This window comes from Rickettsiales endosymbiont of Trichoplax sp. H2 (assembly GCF_009690945.1).
Taxonomy (GTDB): Bacteria; Pseudomonadota; Alphaproteobacteria; order Rickettsiales; family Midichloriaceae; genus Aquirickettsia; species Aquirickettsia rohweri.
In genome coordinates this window covers 66,268-86,797 of sequence record NZ_NPHZ01000001.1, presented here as the reverse complement: position 1 = coordinate 86,797, position 20,530 = coordinate 66,268, and the positions used below count along the sequence as shown (strand labels likewise).

Here is a 20,530-nt window from a genome sequence, read left to right as displayed (position 1 = left end):
GTTATTCTGTTAGTAATAACCAAAATAATAAGTTTTTAAATGCCTAAATACCTAAAATATTCTAGTGGCATAATTATTGCCATAGCTGCCATTTTAATTATTATACCATTTTTTATCCCCTTATCACATTATAAAGGCATAATTCAATCTGAATTTAAGAAAAAAACTGGATTAGATATAGTTATTGAAGGAAATTTGAATTTATCTATTATACCTCAGCCTAGAATTAAACTTGAAAAAATAAAAATTCCTTCTCAACTTAAAACAAAGCCTCTATTAGATCTTAACAATGCAACAATCAAATTATCACTTAGCAAACTATTTATCGGCAAAATTGCAATATCTTATATAGAGTTGGATCAGCCGACAATCAATTTGGAAATGCTAAGTGATGGTAATATTAATTGGAAATTACCCAATATAAAACCCAATGATATAAATGAGTCTAAAAGCATAAACACTACAAACAAAAATTCTCATATTATAAAGCTTCCTATTCCTTTGAATCAAATAACAATTAAAAATGGGCAATTTAATTATTTAAAAGAGAATAAACTTACCAAATTAGAAAAAATAAATTTAAATCTACAGTTCAGTAGTACTACAGGACCAATAAAATTCTCAGGCAACTTTAACTCATTAGAACAATATTTTAGCTTAAGCGGAATAATAAAGCAGCTAAAAAATAACATAAATCTTACAACTGAAATCAATGCTTTAGAACAAAAAATTAACCTAATAGGAGACTTAAACCTAGATCAATTTATTTTTAATGGCAACATGATGTTACAAGGTAGCCTTAAAAAACTGCTTAATATTTCTAACCTACCAAAAAATACACCTAAAAATTATAAAATAGAGGCAAAAATTAATGGCACTAAATCAGAAGCTAATCTTAATTCGATAATTTTAACTTTAGGAAAAACCAAAGGTAATGGCAAATTGAATTATAATATCAAAAATAACAAAGGTAATCTTTTTTTAAAGATAAATCCAGGTACAGTAATAATTGACTATGCAATTAAAAAATCTTCATCTAATTCTCTAGAAAATTCAATTAATTTACAAGCACAGAATATCTCTCTTTTATTAAATACTTTAGGTTTTAATTTTCCAAAATTATCTAAGATTATTAGCCAAAAACTTTCATTTAATACAAAAGTTAATTATGCCGTACAAAAATTAACATTTGATAATTTTATATTTAAATCTGGTAATTCTGTATTACGTGGTGATATAGGAATTCAAAATCCAGGATATAATCCAATATTTAACTATAATATTAAAATTGATGCAGGATCTAACTTAACTAATCTTCTTAATGTTAACTTACCCTTTAACACATATAATCTCAGTATTATGGGAGACTCTATAATTAATGGCAAAGATATTAAAACTAATACCCAAATCTTTATTGATAAATTAAAATCAAATATTACAGGAAATATAAATTTAGATCAGGGTATAAAACCTTCATTAAAAATAGAGATTTTAAGTGATGATTTAACAAAATCTATAATGCATCTATTTAAAGTTAACTTACCAAAACTCTATAATTTAAAACTCTCTACATTAATAAATGGCGACTTTAACCAAAAAATAGATATTATTTTAAATAAATCCACAGCAAAAATTGGAAAAGATACTGTTATTCTCAAAGGAAATTCAACAATTACACTTAATACTAAAAAACCATTTGTATCAACAAATCTAGCAATTTCAGAACTCAATCTTAACAATTTAATTTTGAAATCAAATACTAACCACAGCCAAAAATTAAAAAGTGAGATTAATAATCACTGGTCTACTAAAAAAATTGACCTATCTTCATTTGCAGCTATGGATGGAAAATTTGCTTTGGATATTGAAAAATTAACCTATGGATCATTAATATTTGATAATATTAAAACCAAAGCACAACTTGAAAATGGCAAATTCAAAATTAATTCATTTAATGGTAACCTTTATGGTGGTCAATTGAATGGCTTTGGCTCCATCTCAAGTCTAACAAATAGACAAATTGACATCAATATGACACTAAAAAATGCACATTTAAAAAATATTATTCCTGAAAACAATAAATTTAAAATAACTCAAGGCTTACTTAGCTTCACTGCAAATCTAAAATCAGAAGGTGAAAATCAATCTCAATATATTAATAACATTATTGGTAACATAAATTTTAACGCAAGTAATGGAAAAATAAGCGGAGTAGATTTACAAAAAATACTCAATGCTCTAAAACAAATAAAAAATCCTGAAGAAATATTAAATTTACTATATTCATCTTTTTCAAAAGGAGAGACCCTATTCAATAACCTAACAGGCAGATTATTATTTAAAAATGGTATAGCAGATTTACAAGATTGCAAACTCATAGCACAAGGAGCAAATGCGACTGCTATAGGTAAAATCAATTTACCAAATAATAATATTGATATCACAACAAAAATAGATATCGCAATTCAAAAAGTCCCAGCTTTTAAAGTTATAACTTATGGAAATCTTGATAACCCGTCTTATAAATTAGATACAAAATCTCTCAAAAAATACCTAATGCAAAATTTAGCAGTTAATATAATTGGTAATTTTACCAATGCTAAAGATAAGCCTGAAAATTTTATAAAAGATATTTTTAGCAATATTGCGAATTGAAAATTTATTTAATTTTTGATTTATTCTTTAAATTCACTTGTTTAGATCTTGCAATTGCTAAATCATTTTTATCAATATTTTTTGTAATTACGCTACCTGCAGCTATCATTGATTTCGAATCTACTTTTATAGGAGAAATAATTGATGTATTAGAACCTATAAATACTTTTTCCCCAATAACGCTATGGTGTTTATTTTCACCATCATAATTACAGAAAACTGTTCCCGCTCCAATATTAACATCATCAGATATAGTAGCATCACCTATATATGATAAATGACCTGCTTTAACATTATCCATCAAAATTGAATTTTTAATTTCAACAAAATTCCCTATTTTAGAATTATTACCTATTTTTGTATTAGGCCTAATTCTTGCAAAAGGACCTATAACCACACCTTTGTCGATAGCCACACCTTCAATATGTGAAAAAGATTTAATAACCGACCCTTGATTAATGACCGTATCTTTCCCAATAAATACACTAGGATAAATTATAACATCATTTTGCACTTTAATATTATTTGCAAAGTAACTACTTTCAGGGTTTATCACTGTAACACCACTATTTAATAATCTTTTTGCAATAAGCTTTTGATTATAATATTCTGCATTAATTAATTGCACCCTATCATTTATACCCATTACTTCAGATTCATCAGCTACAACATATGTGCATACCTTTTTGCTTAAAACAGCATATTTTACAATATCAGTTAAGTAAAATTCTTTTTGACTATTATAGTCCATATTGTGATTCTCATTTAAAAATCCTTCCACAATATGTTTTTTAGCTAATATAATTCCTGAATTACACAACCTTATCTGTTTTTGTTGATTATTAGCATCTTTATCTTCAATAATTTCAACTACTCTATTATTATCCTTAGAAATAACTCTACCATATCCATCAGGATTCTTTGCATTAAATCCAACAACACATAAATCAGCACCTGTGTCGATCTCATTATACATGTTCATAATCGTATTTTCTGTAACAAATGGTGTATCACCATATAATATAAGTACTAAATCATTAATTGCTGTCATATTATTACATGCTACTTTAACTGCATCACCTGTTCCTAACCTTTGCTTTTGAAGAATTGTTTTTAATTTATATTTAATAGCAAAGTCTTTAAATGTTTGATGATTTTGCAATTCTTCATTAATAACAATATTAAGCGAATCAGCATTAACTACAGCAGCTAAATTTATTACATACTCAATAATTGGCTTTAAGCTAACTTCATGCAACACTTTTGGAATAGAAGATTGCATCCTTTCTCCGTTTCCTGCAGATAATATAATAATTGTTGGTTTAAATTTTCCTTGCATATTTTATAAATATTCCTTATTTATTTGATTGGTTATCTAAAGTTTACAAATTTTATGTTAAAATTTTCTAAGTGGCAATTAGTTAGTATAATTATCATAATATTACTTTCAATCTATTTTTCTATTCCAACTTTTTTTTATAATTTAAAAAAAATTAACTTCATACCACAAGAAAAAATAAATTTTGGACTAGATTTAAAGGGCGGAGTATCTCTTACAATACAGGCAAATTTAACAGATTATATTAAAGAAAAATTTACACAGCATACAAACCAGATTAAAAATAAGTTAATAAATAATAATATTAATTTCAATGACTGGGAAGTGAATGATAACTTATTAAAATTTACTATTACTGAAAATAATAGTAAAATAGATAAAGTAAGGAAACTACTTATAACTAAAGATTTTGATATTAAAAACTCTGATAATCAAATTATTATAAAATTTAACAATGACTATATTCACAAATTAAATTCTGATGTTTTAAAACAAAGTATAGAAGTTATTCGTAAAAGAGTAGATTCAGTAGGAACAAAAGAAGTTGAAATTCAAACAATTGGTAATGATAAAATATTATTGCAAGTTCCCGGTATAAACAATCCTGATGAAATAAAGAAAATCATTGGCAAAACCGCAAGATTGACTTTTCACATGGTAAAAAACAAAGTAGCAGAAAACTTAACTGATTCTGAAAAAATTGCTTTGTTAATTAATTCTAAAATCCTATCATTAGAAAATAGTACTGAATCATTAATTATAGATTCACAACCTTTAATGACTGGAGATATGCTTGAAACTGCATATATTTCACAAGGAACATTAGGTGAGCCAGTGATAAGATTTAAATTAGACAACTTAGGTAGAGAAATTTTTGCAGACATTACAACTAATAACACCGGAAAAATGCTAGCTATTGTATTTGACGAAAAAATAATTAGTTATCCAATGATAAATGAGCCGATTTTAGGTGGCGAAGGTAATATTTCAGGAAGTTTTACCCCTGAATCAGCTTCTGAATTAGCACTATTACTTAGAGCTGGATCCTTACCAGTACCACTTGAAATTACTGAAGAAAGATTAGTAGGTCCAACACTTGGAATTGAATCAATAAAAGCAGGAATAAAAGCTTGTATAATAGCAGCTATATTAGTTTTTATAATAATGTTAGCTTATTATAAGTTATTTGGACTTATAGCAAATTTTGCATTAATTATTAATTTTATAATGATGATTGCTATACTTTCTATTTTTAATGCAACATTAACATTGCCTGGAATTGCTGGAATAGTACTAACTTTAGGCATGGCAGTTGATGCTAATGTTTTAATTTTTGAAAGAATTAAAGAAGAATTAAAAAAAGGAATGCTACCGTTAAATGCCTTACATAATGGCTATCATTATGCTTTTATTACAATTTTTGATTCAAATACAACAACAATTTTTGCAGCAATAGTATTATATATATTTGGCACAGGGCCAACTCAAGGATTTGCAATAACTTTAATAGTAGGAATTTTATGTTCTATGTTTACATCTATTTCAGTTACAAAGATAATAATAACTTTATGGTATAAAATAAAAAAACCAAAAAATATTAGTGTTTAGAAAATTATAATACGTGATAAAAAAATTAAAAAAGAAATTTTTAAATATATCTCTTAAAAAGAAGTTCATTATTTTAATAGCTGGTATAGCAACTATTTCTCCTATTTTTTTAATTGGAATTTTATCACTAATATATTATTACATTGGAATTGAATCATTATTTAATGATCAAGTGAGCAAAGCTGTTTCAGACACTGTTAATGTAGCAAGGTTATATTTAAAAGAAAATAATGAAAAAATAAAATTTGAATTACTTCAAATTGAAAAAATAATAGAAAGACAAATTAAAGTCATAGATGAGAGTACTGAGTTAAATCAAATACTAGAAGAACAAGTTAGAAGCAGTTCTATTTCTGAAGCGATAATATTTACGAAAGATGGTGTAATTGCTAGAAGCTCACTTAGTTTTTCACTAATATCTCAAATTCAAAAAATTACCCCTGAAGATTATAATAAAATTTATGAAGAAAAAGTAGTGTTATTAGAAAACCAAGATGGAGATAAAATAAGGGCCATAACAAAATTAGATAGTATTTTTCGCAGTGATGTATATTTATTAATTGGTAAATTTATTGATAAAGAAATAGTAGACTATCTTAAAAAAACCCAAGATTCAAAAAATAAATATTATTATCTGCTTGCAGATCTAAAATTTACAAAAAGAAACTTACAAATTGCCTTTATTATTATTTCTTCTTTAATGTGTCTTTTTTCATTTATTATTTCTGTAAAATTAGGAAACATAATTGCAAATCCACTTAATAAACTTTTAAATGCCACTTCAAAAATAAAATTAGGTGATTATTCGATTAGGGTACCAGAGAAAAATTCAGAAGACGAAGTATCACAACTTGCTAAAGCATTTAATAAAATGACACAAACCATTGAAGCGCAGCATAATCAGATTAAAGCAGCATATAAAAATATAGATGAAAGAGTAAAATTTATAGAAACAGTTTTAAAAGAAATATCTTCTGGAGTAATAGCTTTAGATAGCAGTGGCTATATTTCATTATATAACAACTCAGCAAAAAAATTACTCAATTTAGAAGATAACAATCTAAATCAACATATCTCTAAAATTATACCTGAAATTAATCTTTTGATTAACAATTTATTAAATGCTCCACAAGACATTCTAAATGAAAATTTAATTATAAAAAGAAAAGGTAAATCTATACACTTATTTATAAAGATAGGTGCTGTAATTATAGAAAATAAAATTAAAAATATAGTTATTAGTTTTGAAGATATTACACAATTAGTCTCAGCACAGAGAGAAGCAGCATGGTCTGATGTGGCAAAAAGAATTGCGCACGAAATAAAAAATCCCATAACTCCCATTCAACTTTCTGCTGAAAGATTACAAAGTAAATTTGCTAATCTAATTGAAAAAAAACATTTAAAAAATTATAATAAATATATAAATACAATAATTAGAAATGTTAATGACATCCATTCAATAGTAAGCGAATTTATTCAATTTGCCAGAATACCAAAACCAAAATTAGCTAGCTATAATATTAATGAAATAATTAACGAAGTCATTTTTAGTCAGAAAAACATATACAAAGAAATTAAATATTCATTTGATTATAACATACAGAACAATAATGTTTACTGTGATAAAACTCAAATTACACAAGTTCTAACCAACATTGTTAAAAATTCAGCAGAATCAATTATATCAAGTGATAATAATAAAGGCACTATTAAAATAAAAATAGAAAAAGTAAATGATGAACATATTAAAATAATAATTGAAGATAATGGTGGGGGTATAAATACAGATTTAATTGATAAAATTACAGAACCATATATAACAACTAAAAACACAGGAATGGGTTTAGGATTATCAATAGTAAAAAAAATACTTGAAGATCACGAAAGTAAATTACACTTATCAAATACTAAAGACGGACTAAGAATTTATTTTAACTTAAAAACTAATAAAAAAAATGATGTATAAAAATAATAAAATACGTGGGATAGGGTACATGATATTAAATTCCTTTGCACTATCTTTAATATACATATTAATGAAAAAACTCACAGTGGATTTAAACTCAAGTCAAGTTGTATTTTTTTATAAACTATGTTGTTTAATTGTAATTCTACCATGGGTTTTTAGTGAAGGATTACAAATATTAAAAACTCAACAATTGAAACTTCATATTATAAGAGGTTTTTTTAGTGCTGGTGGGTCATTGTTTTTTATGTATTCATTGCAATATGTAAAGGTTGTTAATGCAACAGCTTTGGCGTATCTAGAGCAAGTTTTATGGGCAGTAATAGCTATCTTGTTTTTTAACGAAAAATTCTCTTATTCAAAATTTATTGCAATATTTATAAGCTTTCTAGGAGCTTTAGCAGTAATATATCCTGGTTTAATTAATTTATCTTTTCCTTTTTTTGATTTTAGTAAAATATCAATTGCAGATTATAATAAATATTATACGTTTACATTACTTGCTGTAGTTAGTTGGACTGCAAACAGCACTTCAGTAAAAATTTTAGGCAAAACTGCTAAAAATAAAACTCAAGCTTTTTATTCTTTATTATTTTCTTCATTATTCGCTTTTCCAGTAGCATTTATCAGTTGGAAATATGTTGATTTTGGCCTTAATATACCAATACCAAATGGATTTACTTCATTTAGTATAATTGGATTTAAATCTATATATTTTTTATATTTTTCAATTATTACCATATGCTATGTTACACATTCTGTAGCTTTTTTCAAGGCACTGAAAAAAGCTAATATGTCTGCCCTTGCCCCATATCATTATCTTAAAATAATTTTTGTTGGAATTTTAGGATATATAGTATTTAAGCAAGAACCAGATAAATTAACTTATATTGGTTATATTTTTATTATTTCAGCTGGCATATTCTTAATTAAGCACGAACATACAGTAAATAAAGTCAAAAAAATATAGATTAATTATAATAATTCATTTATTCTTTAACTGATGAAAAAAATTCTAGAGTACTGAGGGGTATTTGTTTTTAATATTAATTTTTTTCTCCTTTTTTAATAAATTATTTATATGCACGAACTTTTTTCAGAAGATATTAAAATTCAAATTGCTAAACAGTTTAATAAAAAACCTAAAGATGGTATTAACGCTATTATACGTTTTTGTGATGAAAATGGTATTAAGAATGTTGATAAACAAATAGCAGAATTTTTTATTGAACAAAAGGAAAATTTAGATTTAGAAGCTGTAGGAGATTACTTAAGTGGTGAAAATATTTTCAATCAAAAAGTATTAGAAGCTTTTACACAACAATTTAACTTCCAAAATAAGACTTTTACTGAAGGATTAAGAGAATTTTTGTTTAGCCATAAATTACCTGGAGAAGCACAAAAAATTGATAGATTAGTAAAAAGTTTCAGTGATGTCTATTATGGTCAACAACAAGAATCAGCTCATGAACAAATTTTTGCTGATGCAGATGCAGTATATGTATTAGCATTTCAAACAATAATGTTAAATACAGATTTACATAATTCTGCAATAAAAGATCATATGTCTATTGACAGTTTAAAACAAAATTTAAGAGGTGTTAATGGGGGAGAAAATTTTCCTGATGAATTTTTACTAGGTTTATATGAAGAAATCAAAGAAAATCCATTTGAATTTAATTTTACAAAAATATCACCTGGTATACAAATGAAAACAAGCCTTTTAGATTATGATCAAACTTTTAAGTCTTTAAAAACTTTTATGAATGAAGCAGGCAATGGCCAATTAAAAAATGTGTTTCCAAATATTTCAAATGCTGACTCTCTAGAAGCACAAGTAGATAAGCCTAGATCATTACTAGCAAACCTAATGGGATATAATGGCACTCTAAATTTGACAGATAAGGAGACTGGAGCTAAATGTTCTGTACAAATTTATGAACCAAATATATTTTCAAAAATTTTATTTAATGATAAACCCAAAATAATAATACAACCATTAGGGGATGAAAATCAGGATCATTCATTAAAATTGGCAGCACAAGTAGCAGCATCTTTTAGAACTCCACCAGAAACCTTTAAATCAACTTATGGTTATGAAGCTGATTCAATGGAAAAGGAATATCGAATAAGTAAGAGTGCTATTATAAGCAAATCACATGTTAGTAATATAGAAAGTGGACAAATTACTAGTGGGAAAACACTATAAATAACTATTTCCATTTACTTAGAGAGATTAATAATTTTTTATATAACTTAATTTTATTACCAGTAAATTATATTTAGGGTTTTTACATAAAATAATAAAAAGCAAAATAAAATTTTAAAAATTTATTTTTTTAGCTTTTTATATTATTTCAAAATAACTGATATATTTTTGCACTACATCTTTGGATATATTCTTATAATTTTTAAAATCATAATTTATATCACTTAAAGTATATATTTGTTCTATTAATGTTATACAAAAATTTAGAAAAATTTCATTTGAAATTGACTGAGTAAAATTCATTGAATTATATCTCTCCAAATCATGAAGAAGTATAAGTTTTTCTATTTTTGACTCATCTATTTTAACTAATTTAACCCCATCATCACCTATTACTAAAAATATCTTATTATCAAATATAACAGGCAAATCATAATTTGAGTTTAATTCAAAAAATCTTTCATCATCTAATATGGTCAGACTATGTTTAAAATATACAGAAGAGATTGACAATTCAAATAGATCTAATAAATGATTAAAACCTATCTCTGATCTTAAAAATAATATATTTTTTAAGATTTTATTATAATCAGATAAAGATAAAAATAAATTATATTTTTCACTTAATTCATGTTTATCAATATCTTTATTTGATTGAAGCACATCAATATTTTCAAGATATAAATTTTTAAATTTAGAACATATAAGATTCTTAAATTCAGACAATATTAAACAAAGTGCAATAGATAAATTATTTTGTATAAATGAATAAATATAAAAATCGTATTTTGTTTTATCAGTTGTTTCTATTTTTAAATTTATTCCATCTATCAATCCTTGAAATTCTTTTCTAGTAAATTTCTTATTTATCATTGCTGTAAAAAAAGAGCTAATCTGAGCTGGTGTAGCACCACCTTTTAAAAAGGAATTTGAACATTTCTTCACATCCTTATAGCATAGCTCTTTGCTTTGCATTAATTGTTGAATAAAATCCTTTATAATCATGCTTTTACTTTATTTTTTTGAGTATTATAGCAATAAAGCCTGAAGAACAAATCAATATACAACTTATCCAAATAAAGTTTATCATGGGATTATATTGAATGTTTAGCATAATTTTTTTAGAATCATCTGGTGAATTTATTGAGAAATAAATATCATAAAAGAAATTACTAATCATATCAACCTCTACTGTTTGTTGTTTTTCAATTGGATAAAATCTTATTTCAGGATAAACATTTAAATCATCATTTACAGATATAACTGCAGTTTTTGTTAAATAATTAGATTCGGTTTTATAAATGACATTTTCTAACTTAATATCTAAATTCCTAAAAATCATTTTTTCATTTAACTCAAGTACACTCATCTTTTCATCTTTTAACCCATAAAACATAGATATTGAAAAAATTAATATTGCAAATCCTGAATGAGCAATTGAAACTGGTAATATTTGTAATTTTCTCGATTTAAAAATAAGGGTCAATGATATTATGAATAATAAAATTGAGCAATAAATTCCAAGAACTGAATATAATTTATTTATTTTAAAATAATATACAATTATAGATGTAGTTATTATAGAGATAACAAATGATATTACCTTACCCTTTCTTGCAAATATCTTAAATATATCATTTGTCCCTAAGGTACATAAAATTACCAATAAAAAAGTAATTGGAGTAATTAATGAATTATAATAATTACTATCAATTATTAAATATTTTCTAAAAAATACCTCCATAAACATTGGATATATAGTACCCAATGATACTATAATTGCAATTAATGATAGTACTATATTATTTAGTAATATGTATTTATTAGAAAAAGAACTTGCAGCATTATCTTTACATAATTTTTTAAAATTAACTGCATATAATAACAATGCAAATCCTGAAATCAGAAAAATTGATATTAATATAAAAAATCCTCTTTTAGGGTCTTGAGCAAATGAATGAACCGAAGCAATGGCACCAGACCTTACTATAAATGTTCCAATCATCACCAACGTAAATGTTACTATAGTAAGTAAAATACTCCAATTTAATTGCAATTTAGAATCTTCAGAAAATCTAATAGAGTGAATCAATGCAATTGCAGTTATCCAAGGCATAAGTGATGCATTTTCAACAGGATCCCAAAACCAAAATCCTCCCCATCCTAATTCTCGATAAGCCCACCAAGCACCTGATCCTATTCCTAAAGTTAAAAAACTCCAAGCATATAAAATCCATGGCCTGATAGATTTAATCCATTGATTTTTGTCTTTTAGTATTAGTACCGCCAATGCAGATGAAAAAGGTATTGAAAAACCTACATAGCCTAAATAAAGTATTGGCGGGTGAAATGAGACTCCTATATCTTGTAACAATGGATTCATTCCTAAACCTCTAATAGGTGCAGGTATTATCCTTTCAAAAGGATTAGATGTAAATAATGTATAAATTACAAATAAAAAACCTAAAATAGCTTGAAAAAATAATGTCAGGTTTTTTACAGGTATATTATCATTAGCAATAATAGCAAATAAAAAAGTTGGTATAGTAATTGAAATTATCCAAAGCAACATTGATCCTTCATGATTGCTCCATGAACCTGCAATTTTATATATAATTGGTTTTAGCTCGTGAGAATTATAAAGAACATTTAATACTGAATAATCAGATATTACATAACAAATTACTAGACATAAAAAACTTATTATTGTTGATATTGTTGTAATTCCCCATGAATACAACATAATATTTGCTTTATATTTTATAGGAAATATAAAATTAGTTATTACAAATAATAATGAAATTAATGATAGATATAGAAAAAAATTCCCAATTTCAGCATACATTTTTGCTCCAAAGCTTACGGATATTTTGTTTTTGAGTTATTTATAATACAAATATTATTTATATCCACATAATTAATGGATATAGAATATCATTATTACATTACATACCTAATAGCTTTAGCATGTGGATTTAAAATCCATGAAGCATATATTATAGCTTATAGCTCACAAATGGTTGATGATAATGACACTAAATATACTATATATGATAAGCATAATAAACAAATTTTGTATAAAAATTTCGTATCTTCAATTACTAAGAAAAATATATATCTTTATGACTTGAAAAAAATTTTAATACCTTTTCACTTTTTACCAGATATAACAACGAATAATATACGAAAAGATGGAATAAAACATAAATTTAACACAATAAAATATTCCAAACTGGCAAAATTTATTTTAATGCACGCATTAAAAAGTAAAAATTTGTATTGGATAGGTATTGCAACTCATGCATTTGTAGATACTTGGGCTCATCAAAATTTTATAGGAGAAAATTGTAGTTATAATGCTTTTAACAATGTACTGGCAAAATTTTCACCAAATATTGCACATTTAGATGCCTTAGATAAGCCTGATTTAGTTGGATTAATATGGAAAGATACAAGACTTAAGGATGAAAAAATTAATAATGTAACAAGATTTTCAGAAGCATCTACTATGTTAACAGAATTATATTTAAATTTTACTAAAAGATATAATTTTAATATTAATAAATTCCTATTCACTTTAAAAAAAATTATGAGCAACAATGAAAAAAACAATTATTTTGATGTAAAAATTATGACAAGCACTAGAATTAAAAAATATAATAAAATTGCCAAAATAATTTCAAATTTTGATATATTAAATTACAAAATCAATTATTGGAGAGATGAATTTTTTACTAAACTAAACAATAAAAATTATACTATAAAATCAAATGTATCTTTTAAATCTACAAGCTGGTTTAAATTTCAAGAATCAATTAAATTACACTGTAATTTTACCTTACAAACTTTAAAATTATTGAAAATAAATCTATAAGATTGACCATAAAAAAGTTTTTATATAGCATTTAATTTACATATCAACTATATCAATTTATTACAATGACAGTTTTGTTCATCTCTGGGAGCACTAGAAAAAATTCCTATAATACTAAATTAGTTAAATTTGCTTATAATTATTCTCTTAAAATTGCTCTTAATTCAAAAATAGTCAATTTAAATGATTTTGAAATACCCATTTATAATGGAGATTATGAAAATGAAAATGGTATACCTCAAGATGTAAAAAAATTAAAACAACTATTTATAAGTTGCAAAGCCTTATACATATCTACACCTGAATATAATGGCTTTTTTTCTCCTTTATTAAAAAATACATTAGACTGGTTAAGCCGCCCTGAACCAGGAGATGAAGTATCTTTAAGTGCCTTTAAAAATAAATTTGCAAGCATATCAGCTGCTTCTATAGGAAAATTTGGTGGAATAAGAGCTCTTCCACATTTAAGGCTTTTACTTAATAATTTAGGAGTAACTATTTCACATTATAATATAGCTATACCCTTTGCTGATAAAAATTTTAACCAGAAAGGAGAACTAAAAGATGAAAATTTAAAAAATGCACTTTTTAACTCAATTAACCATTTAAAAATTTTAATAAATGAATAGTTAATCTTCTTTAATTTAATTATATATTTTAATAAAAATTTAATTTTATTATTAATGTGATATATTTAAAGTTGAAAATATATAATAGGTAAAATTAAGTGAAGACATTGAAGTTATTTTTAATTAGCACACCATCTTGGGTGTATTGTTTGTTGTTGTATTATATTTGGAGTGAAATAAAATCTTCTAAAGATATATTGATTCAATTAAAAAAAATATTTATTGCTCCAATCATATTATTACTTTTATTCATACAAAATTTACTAACTTTAAACGAGATTGATATATTTATTATATACTCTTGCTTAATATCAATTTTTATAGGAATAACCACAAGTTATTTAATAATTATAAAACATAAATTTACTTATATTTATAATTTTAAAAATAATGAATTGAAAATTCCTTATTCTAAAGTTTCTTTTATTTATATGCTCTTATTGTTTTTTAGCACTTATTACTTTAAATATTTACAAATTATTGATAAGAGCATATTTGAAGAAAGTATTATAGAAGAATTATATATATCACTATTTGCAATTCTTGCTGGATTATTTATTGGAAAATCAATGGGATATTTATACAATTTTAAGAAATTGTTTTATCTAAATATCAAAAACACACATTTACTATCGTTAAAGTAGTATAAAGTACTTGAAGTTGTTTGTCGCTGTGATACTATTTATTTATACAATTTAAAGTGGTGATAAATATGAAAAGAACATACATCTCAATATTTACTTTTTTAACTTTATTCTTAACAATAACTTTTTATAATATAGAAATTATTAATGCTGATGATCCTAGTAAACAAACCGGGGATGATCCTGGCGCACAAATAGCTAATGTTTTATGTAATGTAATTAGTATAGCACAAGGTAATGTTGGTAAAACTATTGCTATATTAGTAATTATTTCCATTGCCATAGGACTATTTTTAGGTAAAATAACATGGGGCGTTGCTATAGCAGTTTCTGTAGGTATGGGAGTACTATTTGGCGCAAATTCTGTAGTAGAATTCATAGCTGCTGGAAAAGATGGAGCTGGTCCTTGCACTCAAAATAATAAATAATTGTTGATATCATAAAAAAATTATTTGATAAAAAAATAACTAAATTTTTAAATAAACCTAAGTTAAACAACGATGACTTAGGTTTATTATTACAATCTAAATTATTATTAAAAGACAATTTAGATTTTATACTACAGTCCCATACAGTCAATTCATCACTTTTTTATTCATTAAATCAATTAAATTTTATTAATGACTTTAAAAATAATTTAAAAATTGATTATAAATCACTTAAAGACTTTGATGAAGATAATATAGTTTTATCTAAAAAATATGACCTAATTATTAGTTTTATGTCGCTTCATTATAGCAATGATTTAATTGGATCTTTAATTCAATATAAAAATAATTTAAAAAAAAATTCATTATTTTTGGGAATATTATTAGGTGGCCATACATTAATAGAATTAAAAAGCTGTCTAATAAAAACAGATGAAAAATCTTATGGCAAAATATATCCTAGAGTAATACCAATGATTAACCCTCAAATAGTTACACAAATTGCTCAAAGAGCAAATTTAAAAAATCCTATAGTTAGTATTGAAAAAATTAAATTAAGTTATAATAACTTAAAAACACTGATACATGATATAAGATCACTAGGCCAAGCAAATTTTTTACAAGACCAATGTACACACTTTGACCATAAAAATTATTTTAATAATGTAGAAAAAACATACTTTAAAGATTTTTCAGAAAATAATAATATATATGCAACTTTTGAATTTATAATTATATTTTCCTCTAAAAACTAATAAAAATTATGTTACATACTGTTTTAACGAGTTAAAATTTTAAAAATATCTATCTTAAAAATAACCTATAAAATCATTGTGAATCAAAATATAAATACTTTTTCAAAGTTATTTAAAATAAATATTAAAATCTAAATGGAATTTTGTATATAAAACCTTTAGTCAATTTATTGATTTTGTTATTTATTTAAAGTACCTTAACAAATAAGCGCACGTTATTCATTAGTCCAAAATTTTAAATTGACACATAAAAGTCTATTTATTGTTTGGAGTTTAGGAGTAATTGTTTAATTTTATTAAGTGTTTTTAGGAGGTAGTGATGAATAAATTTGTATGGGCTATTATAACTATCATTGTTATAGCAGGCTTATCAATAAGTAGCATTAATAATATACCAAAATCAGAGGCTGAAGTTGAAGCAAGTGCTAGTCAGTTACTTAATCAATATAAAAGAAGGAGTGAATTAGTTCCTCAACTTGTTGAAGTAGTAAAAGGGGCTGCAAATTATGAGAAGACTACACTTGAAAATGTAATTAAGGAGCGTGCCAAAGTAGGTACAATAAAAATTTCTGCTCAAGATTTAAAGAATAATCCTAATCTAACTAAGCAATTTTTTAATGCTCAAACTAATATGGGATCTGCATTAACTAAACTTCTTGCTGTATCTGAGCGTTATCCAGAGTTAAAAGTAACTCAAAACTTTTCAACACTGCAGTCTCAAATAGAAGGAAATGAAAATAGAATTTCTGTAGCTAGAAGAGATTATATTAACTCTGTTAGAAATTTTAACATTTTAATAACTACATTTCCTGGCTTTATGTGGAATAAAATATTTTTCTCTCATGAAAAGTTAGCAAACTACACAGAAAGTGATTCTATAAAAGAAACACCAAAAATAGCTTTTAACTAAAATGAAAAAAATTAGATATTTATATTGTGTAATACTATGTTTTTCGTTTCTTACTGAGTCTAGTTTTGCGCTATCTTTTCCTACTTTAACTGGACGTGTAGTGGACCAAGCAAATGTTATATCTCCAGCTACAAAAGATCAACTAACAGAAATTCTTACAAATATAGAGAATACTACTACAGATCAAATAGTAATAGTAACATTACCAACTCTTGATGGTCATTCTATAGAAGATTACGGTTATAAATTAGCTAGGCACTGGGGTATTGGTCAAAAAGATAAAGATAATGGAGCTATAATTATTGTAGATGTGAATGAAAGATCTATACGCATAGAAGTTGGCTATGGTCTTGAAGCTAAACTTACTGATGCTGTGACATCAGAAATTATTCGTAATCAAATAGCCCCATCACTTAAAAAAGGAAATTATAATCAAGGATTATTAAATGCTGTAAATAAAGTCAAAGAAATATTATCTAAGGGTGATGTAAAAAATAAAAACTCTCAAGAAAGCAATTTTGAGATTAATTTGTGGGCTTGTATTATCTTCATTATATTTATCATTTTGTGGATTTGGGGTTGGCGTAGCATTAAAGGTAAAGGCAGAGATGGAGACGACTCTGGAGATTTTGGTAACAGTGGATTTTCTGATGATGATGGATTTTCTGGCGGCGGTGGCAGCTTTGGTGGCGGAGGTTCATCCGGAAAATTTTAGTTAACTTTTTGGCAATATACACAATAATATGTGGACCTTTGACAAAAAGTTGTTTTTATAATTTTTCCTTTTTTACAATTGAAACAATCTTTATTCTCTCTATTATATACCTTGAAATAGCTTTGAAAATTGCCAAGCATACCGTTAGGAGCGATATAGTCTTTCAAACTAGACCCTCCAGCAATTATAGCATTATTTAATATTATTTTTATACTTTCTATCAATATTTTTATCTCATGCGTATTCAAATACTTTACTGATTTGAATGGTGATATCTTAGCTAAATGTAAAATTTCATTTGCATAAATATTTCCAATACCAACAATATTTTGGTTATTCATTAAAAATTGCTTAATAGATGAATTTTTATTTTTAATTTTAGAAATAAAATAATCATAATTAAGATCTTTAGAAAACGGTTCAATTCCTAAATCTTTAAATAATTTATTTTGAAAAATATCTGAATTTTTAATAAATTGTACTAAACCAAATCTCCTAGGATCATTGTAAATGATCCTCTTATTATCTGATAAATGAAAAACTACATGATCATGCTTTTGATGCTTTTTATAAATTGAATTTTGAAACAATAATCTCCCTGACATTCCTAGATGTATAATTATAGATTTACCAAAATCAGTCTCAATAATTATATATTTTGCTAATCTATATACATTTATGATTTTAGAATCTAATAACTCTGTTTCAAAATTTTTAGTATACGATATTCTAAGATTATATTTGCTTTTATATATATAAATAATTTTACTATAAATTAAAACTTTTTTTAAACCTCTTACAATAGTTTCAACTTCAGGAAGCTCAGGCATAAATCTTTAATAAATACTTTGCAAAATTTATATCTCTTTTAATTTGTGATTGTAACTCCTCAACTATACTAAATTGCCTTTCAGGTCGTACAAAACTTATAAATTCTACTTTTATATCTTTCTCATAAATATCTTGACCAAATTCAAAAATATGCACTTCTAACATTCTTTCATGATTTTGGGAAAAGGTTGGTTTAACACCTATATTAGCAACTCCATAATATGAATTATCTTTCTGATCCTTTACTGTCACCCTAACTAAATAAACACCGTTCAAAGGATATACTAAATCTTTAATTAATTTTATATTTGCAGTTTTATATCCTAGCTTCCCAGCTAACTTTTTACCATAACAAACTACACCACTTATAAAATAGTATATACCTAAAATCTTTCTAACAGTTTCAACCATACCTTTAGCAATTAATTCCCTTAACTTTGAAGAAGAAACTTCAATATAATCTTTCTTATATTTATCTATGACTTCATAAAAAAAACCATAGTTATTAGAAGACTCAGATAAAAAATTAGCATTTCCTAATCTATTTTTACCAAAATGAAAATTATAACCTGTAACAACACCTTTAACATCAAATTTTTTGATTAAAATTTTCTCAACAAAATCACCATGAGACATATTCATAAATTCATGATCAAATTGAAAAATAAACATGTATTTTATGTCAAAATTTTTTAATAATTCAATTTTCTCAACATTATCAAAGATAAGTTTTTTCTTAATTTTAGAGTTTATTATACTATTTGGATGAGGATAAAAAGTTAATATCGCTGGAATCAAATTATTGTCTTTAGCTAATTTTATACATTGTAGTATTATCTTCTGATGTCCTAAATGCACACCATCAAAATTACCAATAGCTAAAACTATATTCTTTAAATCAATTTTAGAATTTATATTACAGTGTATTACCTTCATTTTAAATTTAATTCTAAGTCATTATTTGTAATTTTCATACCCATATGATTTAAGCAAGCACTTGTAATGACTCTCCCTCTAGGAGTACGGTTTATAAAACCAAGCTGAAGTAAATATGGTTCAATTGTATCTTCAATTGTGTCTCTTTCTTCAGATAACCCTGCTGATATTGTATCTATACCAACAGGCCCGCCATTATAATTATTTATTATAAAATTTATATATTTATAATCTAAATTATCCAAACCTATTGAATCGATATGTAATTGTTTCAGTGAATCTCTAACCAGTTCCATATCAATAAAATGATTTTTATTATAGTTAGCATAATCTCTAACTCTTTTTAATAATTTCACAGCAATTCTAGGAGTGCCTCTCGAACACCGAGATATTTCCTCAGCAGCTTCTTGAGAAATTTCAACTTTAAAAATTGTTGCAGCTCTACTTACAACTTTTTCTAATTCTGAGTTACAATAAAAATCTAATTTGAAAGTAATGCCAAATCTATCACGCAGTGGATTGGTTAATAAACCTAATCTAGTAGTTGCTCCTACAAGGGTAAATTTTGGTATATTAATTTTTACTGTCTTAGCAGCAGGACCATCTCCAATAATTAAATCAATATAAAAATCTTCCATAGCAGGATATAAAACTTCTTCCACAGATGAAGTCATTCTATGAATCTCATCTATAAACAAAATATCATTTTCTTCAAGATTTGTTAAAACTGCTGCTAAATCTCTAGTCTTACTTAACATCGGTCCCGAAGTAATTTTAATATTTGAATTTACTTCTTTTGCAATTATTTGTGCTAATGTTGTTTTGCCAAGTCCAGGAGGTCCATGAAATAATACATGATCTAAACTTTCACTCCTAAATTTTGCTGCACCTATAAAAACTTTTAAATTTTCAACTATTTTTTTTTGCCCAATGAACTCTTCTAATTTCCCTGGCCTAATTCCTACTTCATTAAGATCTTCTTTAGTTATTTTATCCCTTATTATTTCGCTACCCTTAATATCCATAGT

General features: G+C 25.2%; 18 protein-coding genes. 12 read left to right on the top strand and 6 right to left on the bottom strand.

The window, feature by feature from the left end; genetic code table 11:
• The first annotated feature begins 39 nt into the window (after nucleotides 1-39).
• Nucleotides 40-2,655 (top strand): AsmA family protein, encoded by a 2,616-nt coding sequence (locus tag h2es_RS00475; RefSeq protein ID WP_154510417.1) that lies wholly within the window; start codon nucleotides 40-42, stop codon nucleotides 2,653-2,655.
• Nucleotides 2,656-2,659: 4 nt separating this feature from the next.
• On the opposite strand, the gene glmU is transcribed toward h2es_RS00475, so the two are convergent.
• Nucleotides 2,660-3,994, bottom strand: coding sequence for a bifunctional UDP-N-acetylglucosamine diphosphorylase/glucosamine-1-phosphate N-acetyltransferase GlmU (gene glmU / locus h2es_RS00470; RefSeq protein WP_154510414.1), 1,335 nt, complete (start codon nucleotides 3,992-3,994; stop codon nucleotides 2,660-2,662).
• A 54-nt stretch (nucleotides 3,995-4,048) separates the two neighbouring features.
• Between glmU and secD the strand changes: the two genes are divergently transcribed.
• The 4 genes from secD to ralF all read left to right on the top strand — a co-directional run bounded on the left by secD (nucleotide 4,049) and on the right by ralF (nucleotide 9,780).
• On the top strand, nucleotides 4,049-5,602 hold the full coding sequence (secD, locus tag h2es_RS00465; RefSeq protein WP_154510411.1) for a protein translocase subunit SecD: 1,554 nt from the start codon (nucleotides 4,049-4,051) through the stop codon (nucleotides 5,600-5,602).
• A 13-nt stretch (nucleotides 5,603-5,615) separates the two neighbouring features.
• Nucleotides 5,616-7,571 carry an ATP-binding protein gene (locus h2es_RS07865; protein ID WP_154510408.1) on the top strand — a complete coding sequence of 652 codons (1,956 nt, stop codon included), beginning with the start codon at nucleotides 5,616-5,618 and terminating at the stop codon, nucleotides 7,569-7,571.
• Entirely contained in the window at nucleotides 7,561-8,541 is a 981-nt protein-coding gene (locus h2es_RS00455; RefSeq protein ID WP_154510405.1) for a DMT family transporter, read from the top strand. Before h2es_RS07865 ends, h2es_RS00455 begins: the two co-directional genes overlap by 11 nt.
• Before the next feature lie 111 nt (nucleotides 8,542-8,652).
• A complete protein-coding gene (gene ralF / locus h2es_RS00450) occupies nucleotides 8,653-9,780 on the top strand; it encodes a T4SS guanine nucleotide exchange effector RalF (RefSeq protein ID WP_154510403.1) in 1,128 nt (375 codons plus the stop codon).
• Between the two features lie 138 nt (nucleotides 9,781-9,918).
• On the opposite strand, the gene h2es_RS00445 is transcribed toward ralF, so the two are convergent.
• The gene (locus h2es_RS00445) at nucleotides 9,919-10,785 is read right to left on the bottom strand and encodes a hypothetical protein (protein ID WP_154510401.1); all 867 of its coding nucleotides are present in this window, start codon (nucleotides 10,783-10,785) and stop codon (nucleotides 9,919-9,921) included.
• Between the two features lie 4 nt (nucleotides 10,786-10,789).
• The gene (locus tag h2es_RS00440) at nucleotides 10,790-12,625 is read right to left on the bottom strand and encodes a heme lyase CcmF/NrfE family subunit (RefSeq protein WP_154510399.1); all 1,836 of its coding nucleotides are present in this window, start codon (nucleotides 12,623-12,625) and stop codon (nucleotides 10,790-10,792) included.
• A gap of 75 nt (nucleotides 12,626-12,700) precedes the next feature.
• On the opposite strand from h2es_RS00440, the gene h2es_RS00435 reads away from it, so the two are divergent.
• From h2es_RS00435 to h2es_RS00405, 7 genes are all read left to right on the top strand, one after another.
• On the top strand, nucleotides 12,701-13,654 hold the full coding sequence (locus h2es_RS00435) for a DUF6765 family protein (RefSeq protein ID WP_154510397.1): 954 nt from the start codon (nucleotides 12,701-12,703) through the stop codon (nucleotides 13,652-13,654).
• Between the two features lie 65 nt (nucleotides 13,655-13,719).
• Nucleotides 13,720-14,283 carry an NADPH-dependent FMN reductase gene (locus h2es_RS00430; RefSeq protein ID WP_154510395.1) on the top strand — a complete coding sequence of 188 codons (564 nt, stop codon included), beginning with the start codon at nucleotides 13,720-13,722 and terminating at the stop codon, nucleotides 14,281-14,283.
• 98 nt (nucleotides 14,284-14,381) lie between these two features.
• Nucleotides 14,382-14,927, top strand: coding sequence for a hypothetical protein (locus h2es_RS00425; RefSeq protein WP_154510393.1), 546 nt, complete (start codon nucleotides 14,382-14,384; stop codon nucleotides 14,925-14,927).
• 68 nt (nucleotides 14,928-14,995) lie between these two features.
• Entirely contained in the window at nucleotides 14,996-15,355 is a 360-nt protein-coding gene (locus h2es_RS00420) for a TrbC/VirB2 family type IV secretion system protein (RefSeq protein WP_154510391.1), read from the top strand.
• A gap of 293 nt (nucleotides 15,356-15,648) precedes the next feature.
• Complete coding sequence (locus tag h2es_RS00415; RefSeq protein ID WP_154510389.1) at nucleotides 15,649-16,110, top strand: hypothetical protein; 462 nt, start codon at nucleotides 15,649-15,651, stop codon at nucleotides 16,108-16,110.
• Between the two features lie 319 nt (nucleotides 16,111-16,429).
• Complete coding sequence (locus h2es_RS00410) at nucleotides 16,430-17,020, top strand: LemA family protein (RefSeq protein WP_154510387.1); 591 nt, start codon at nucleotides 16,430-16,432, stop codon at nucleotides 17,018-17,020.
• 1 nt (nucleotide 17,021) lies between these two features.
• Nucleotides 17,022-17,735: a TPM domain-containing protein gene (locus h2es_RS00405; RefSeq protein WP_154510385.1), complete on the top strand. Its 714-nt coding sequence runs from the start codon at nucleotides 17,022-17,024 to the stop codon at nucleotides 17,733-17,735.
• On the opposite strand, the gene mutM is transcribed toward h2es_RS00405, so the two are convergent.
• From mutM to ruvB, 3 genes are read right to left on the bottom strand one after another with little or no spacing between them, the layout of a single operon-like run.
• The gene (mutM, locus tag h2es_RS00400; RefSeq protein ID WP_154510383.1) at nucleotides 17,732-18,565 is read right to left on the bottom strand and encodes a bifunctional DNA-formamidopyrimidine glycosylase/DNA-(apurinic or apyrimidinic site) lyase; all 834 of its coding nucleotides are present in this window, start codon (nucleotides 18,563-18,565) and stop codon (nucleotides 17,732-17,734) included. The genes h2es_RS00405 and mutM overlap by 4 nt on opposite strands.
• On the bottom strand, nucleotides 18,558-19,502 hold the full coding sequence (locus h2es_RS00395; protein ID WP_154510381.1) for a bifunctional riboflavin kinase/FAD synthetase: 945 nt from the start codon (nucleotides 19,500-19,502) through the stop codon (nucleotides 18,558-18,560). The genes mutM and h2es_RS00395 overlap by 8 nt, the downstream gene beginning before the upstream one ends.
• Nucleotides 19,499-20,527, bottom strand: a complete 1,029-nt coding sequence (ruvB, locus tag h2es_RS00390) for a Holliday junction branch migration DNA helicase RuvB (RefSeq protein WP_154510379.1) — start codon at nucleotides 20,525-20,527, stop codon at nucleotides 19,499-19,501. Before ruvB ends, h2es_RS00395 begins: the two co-directional genes overlap by 4 nt.
• Between the last annotated feature and the right edge of the window lie 3 nt (nucleotides 20,528-20,530).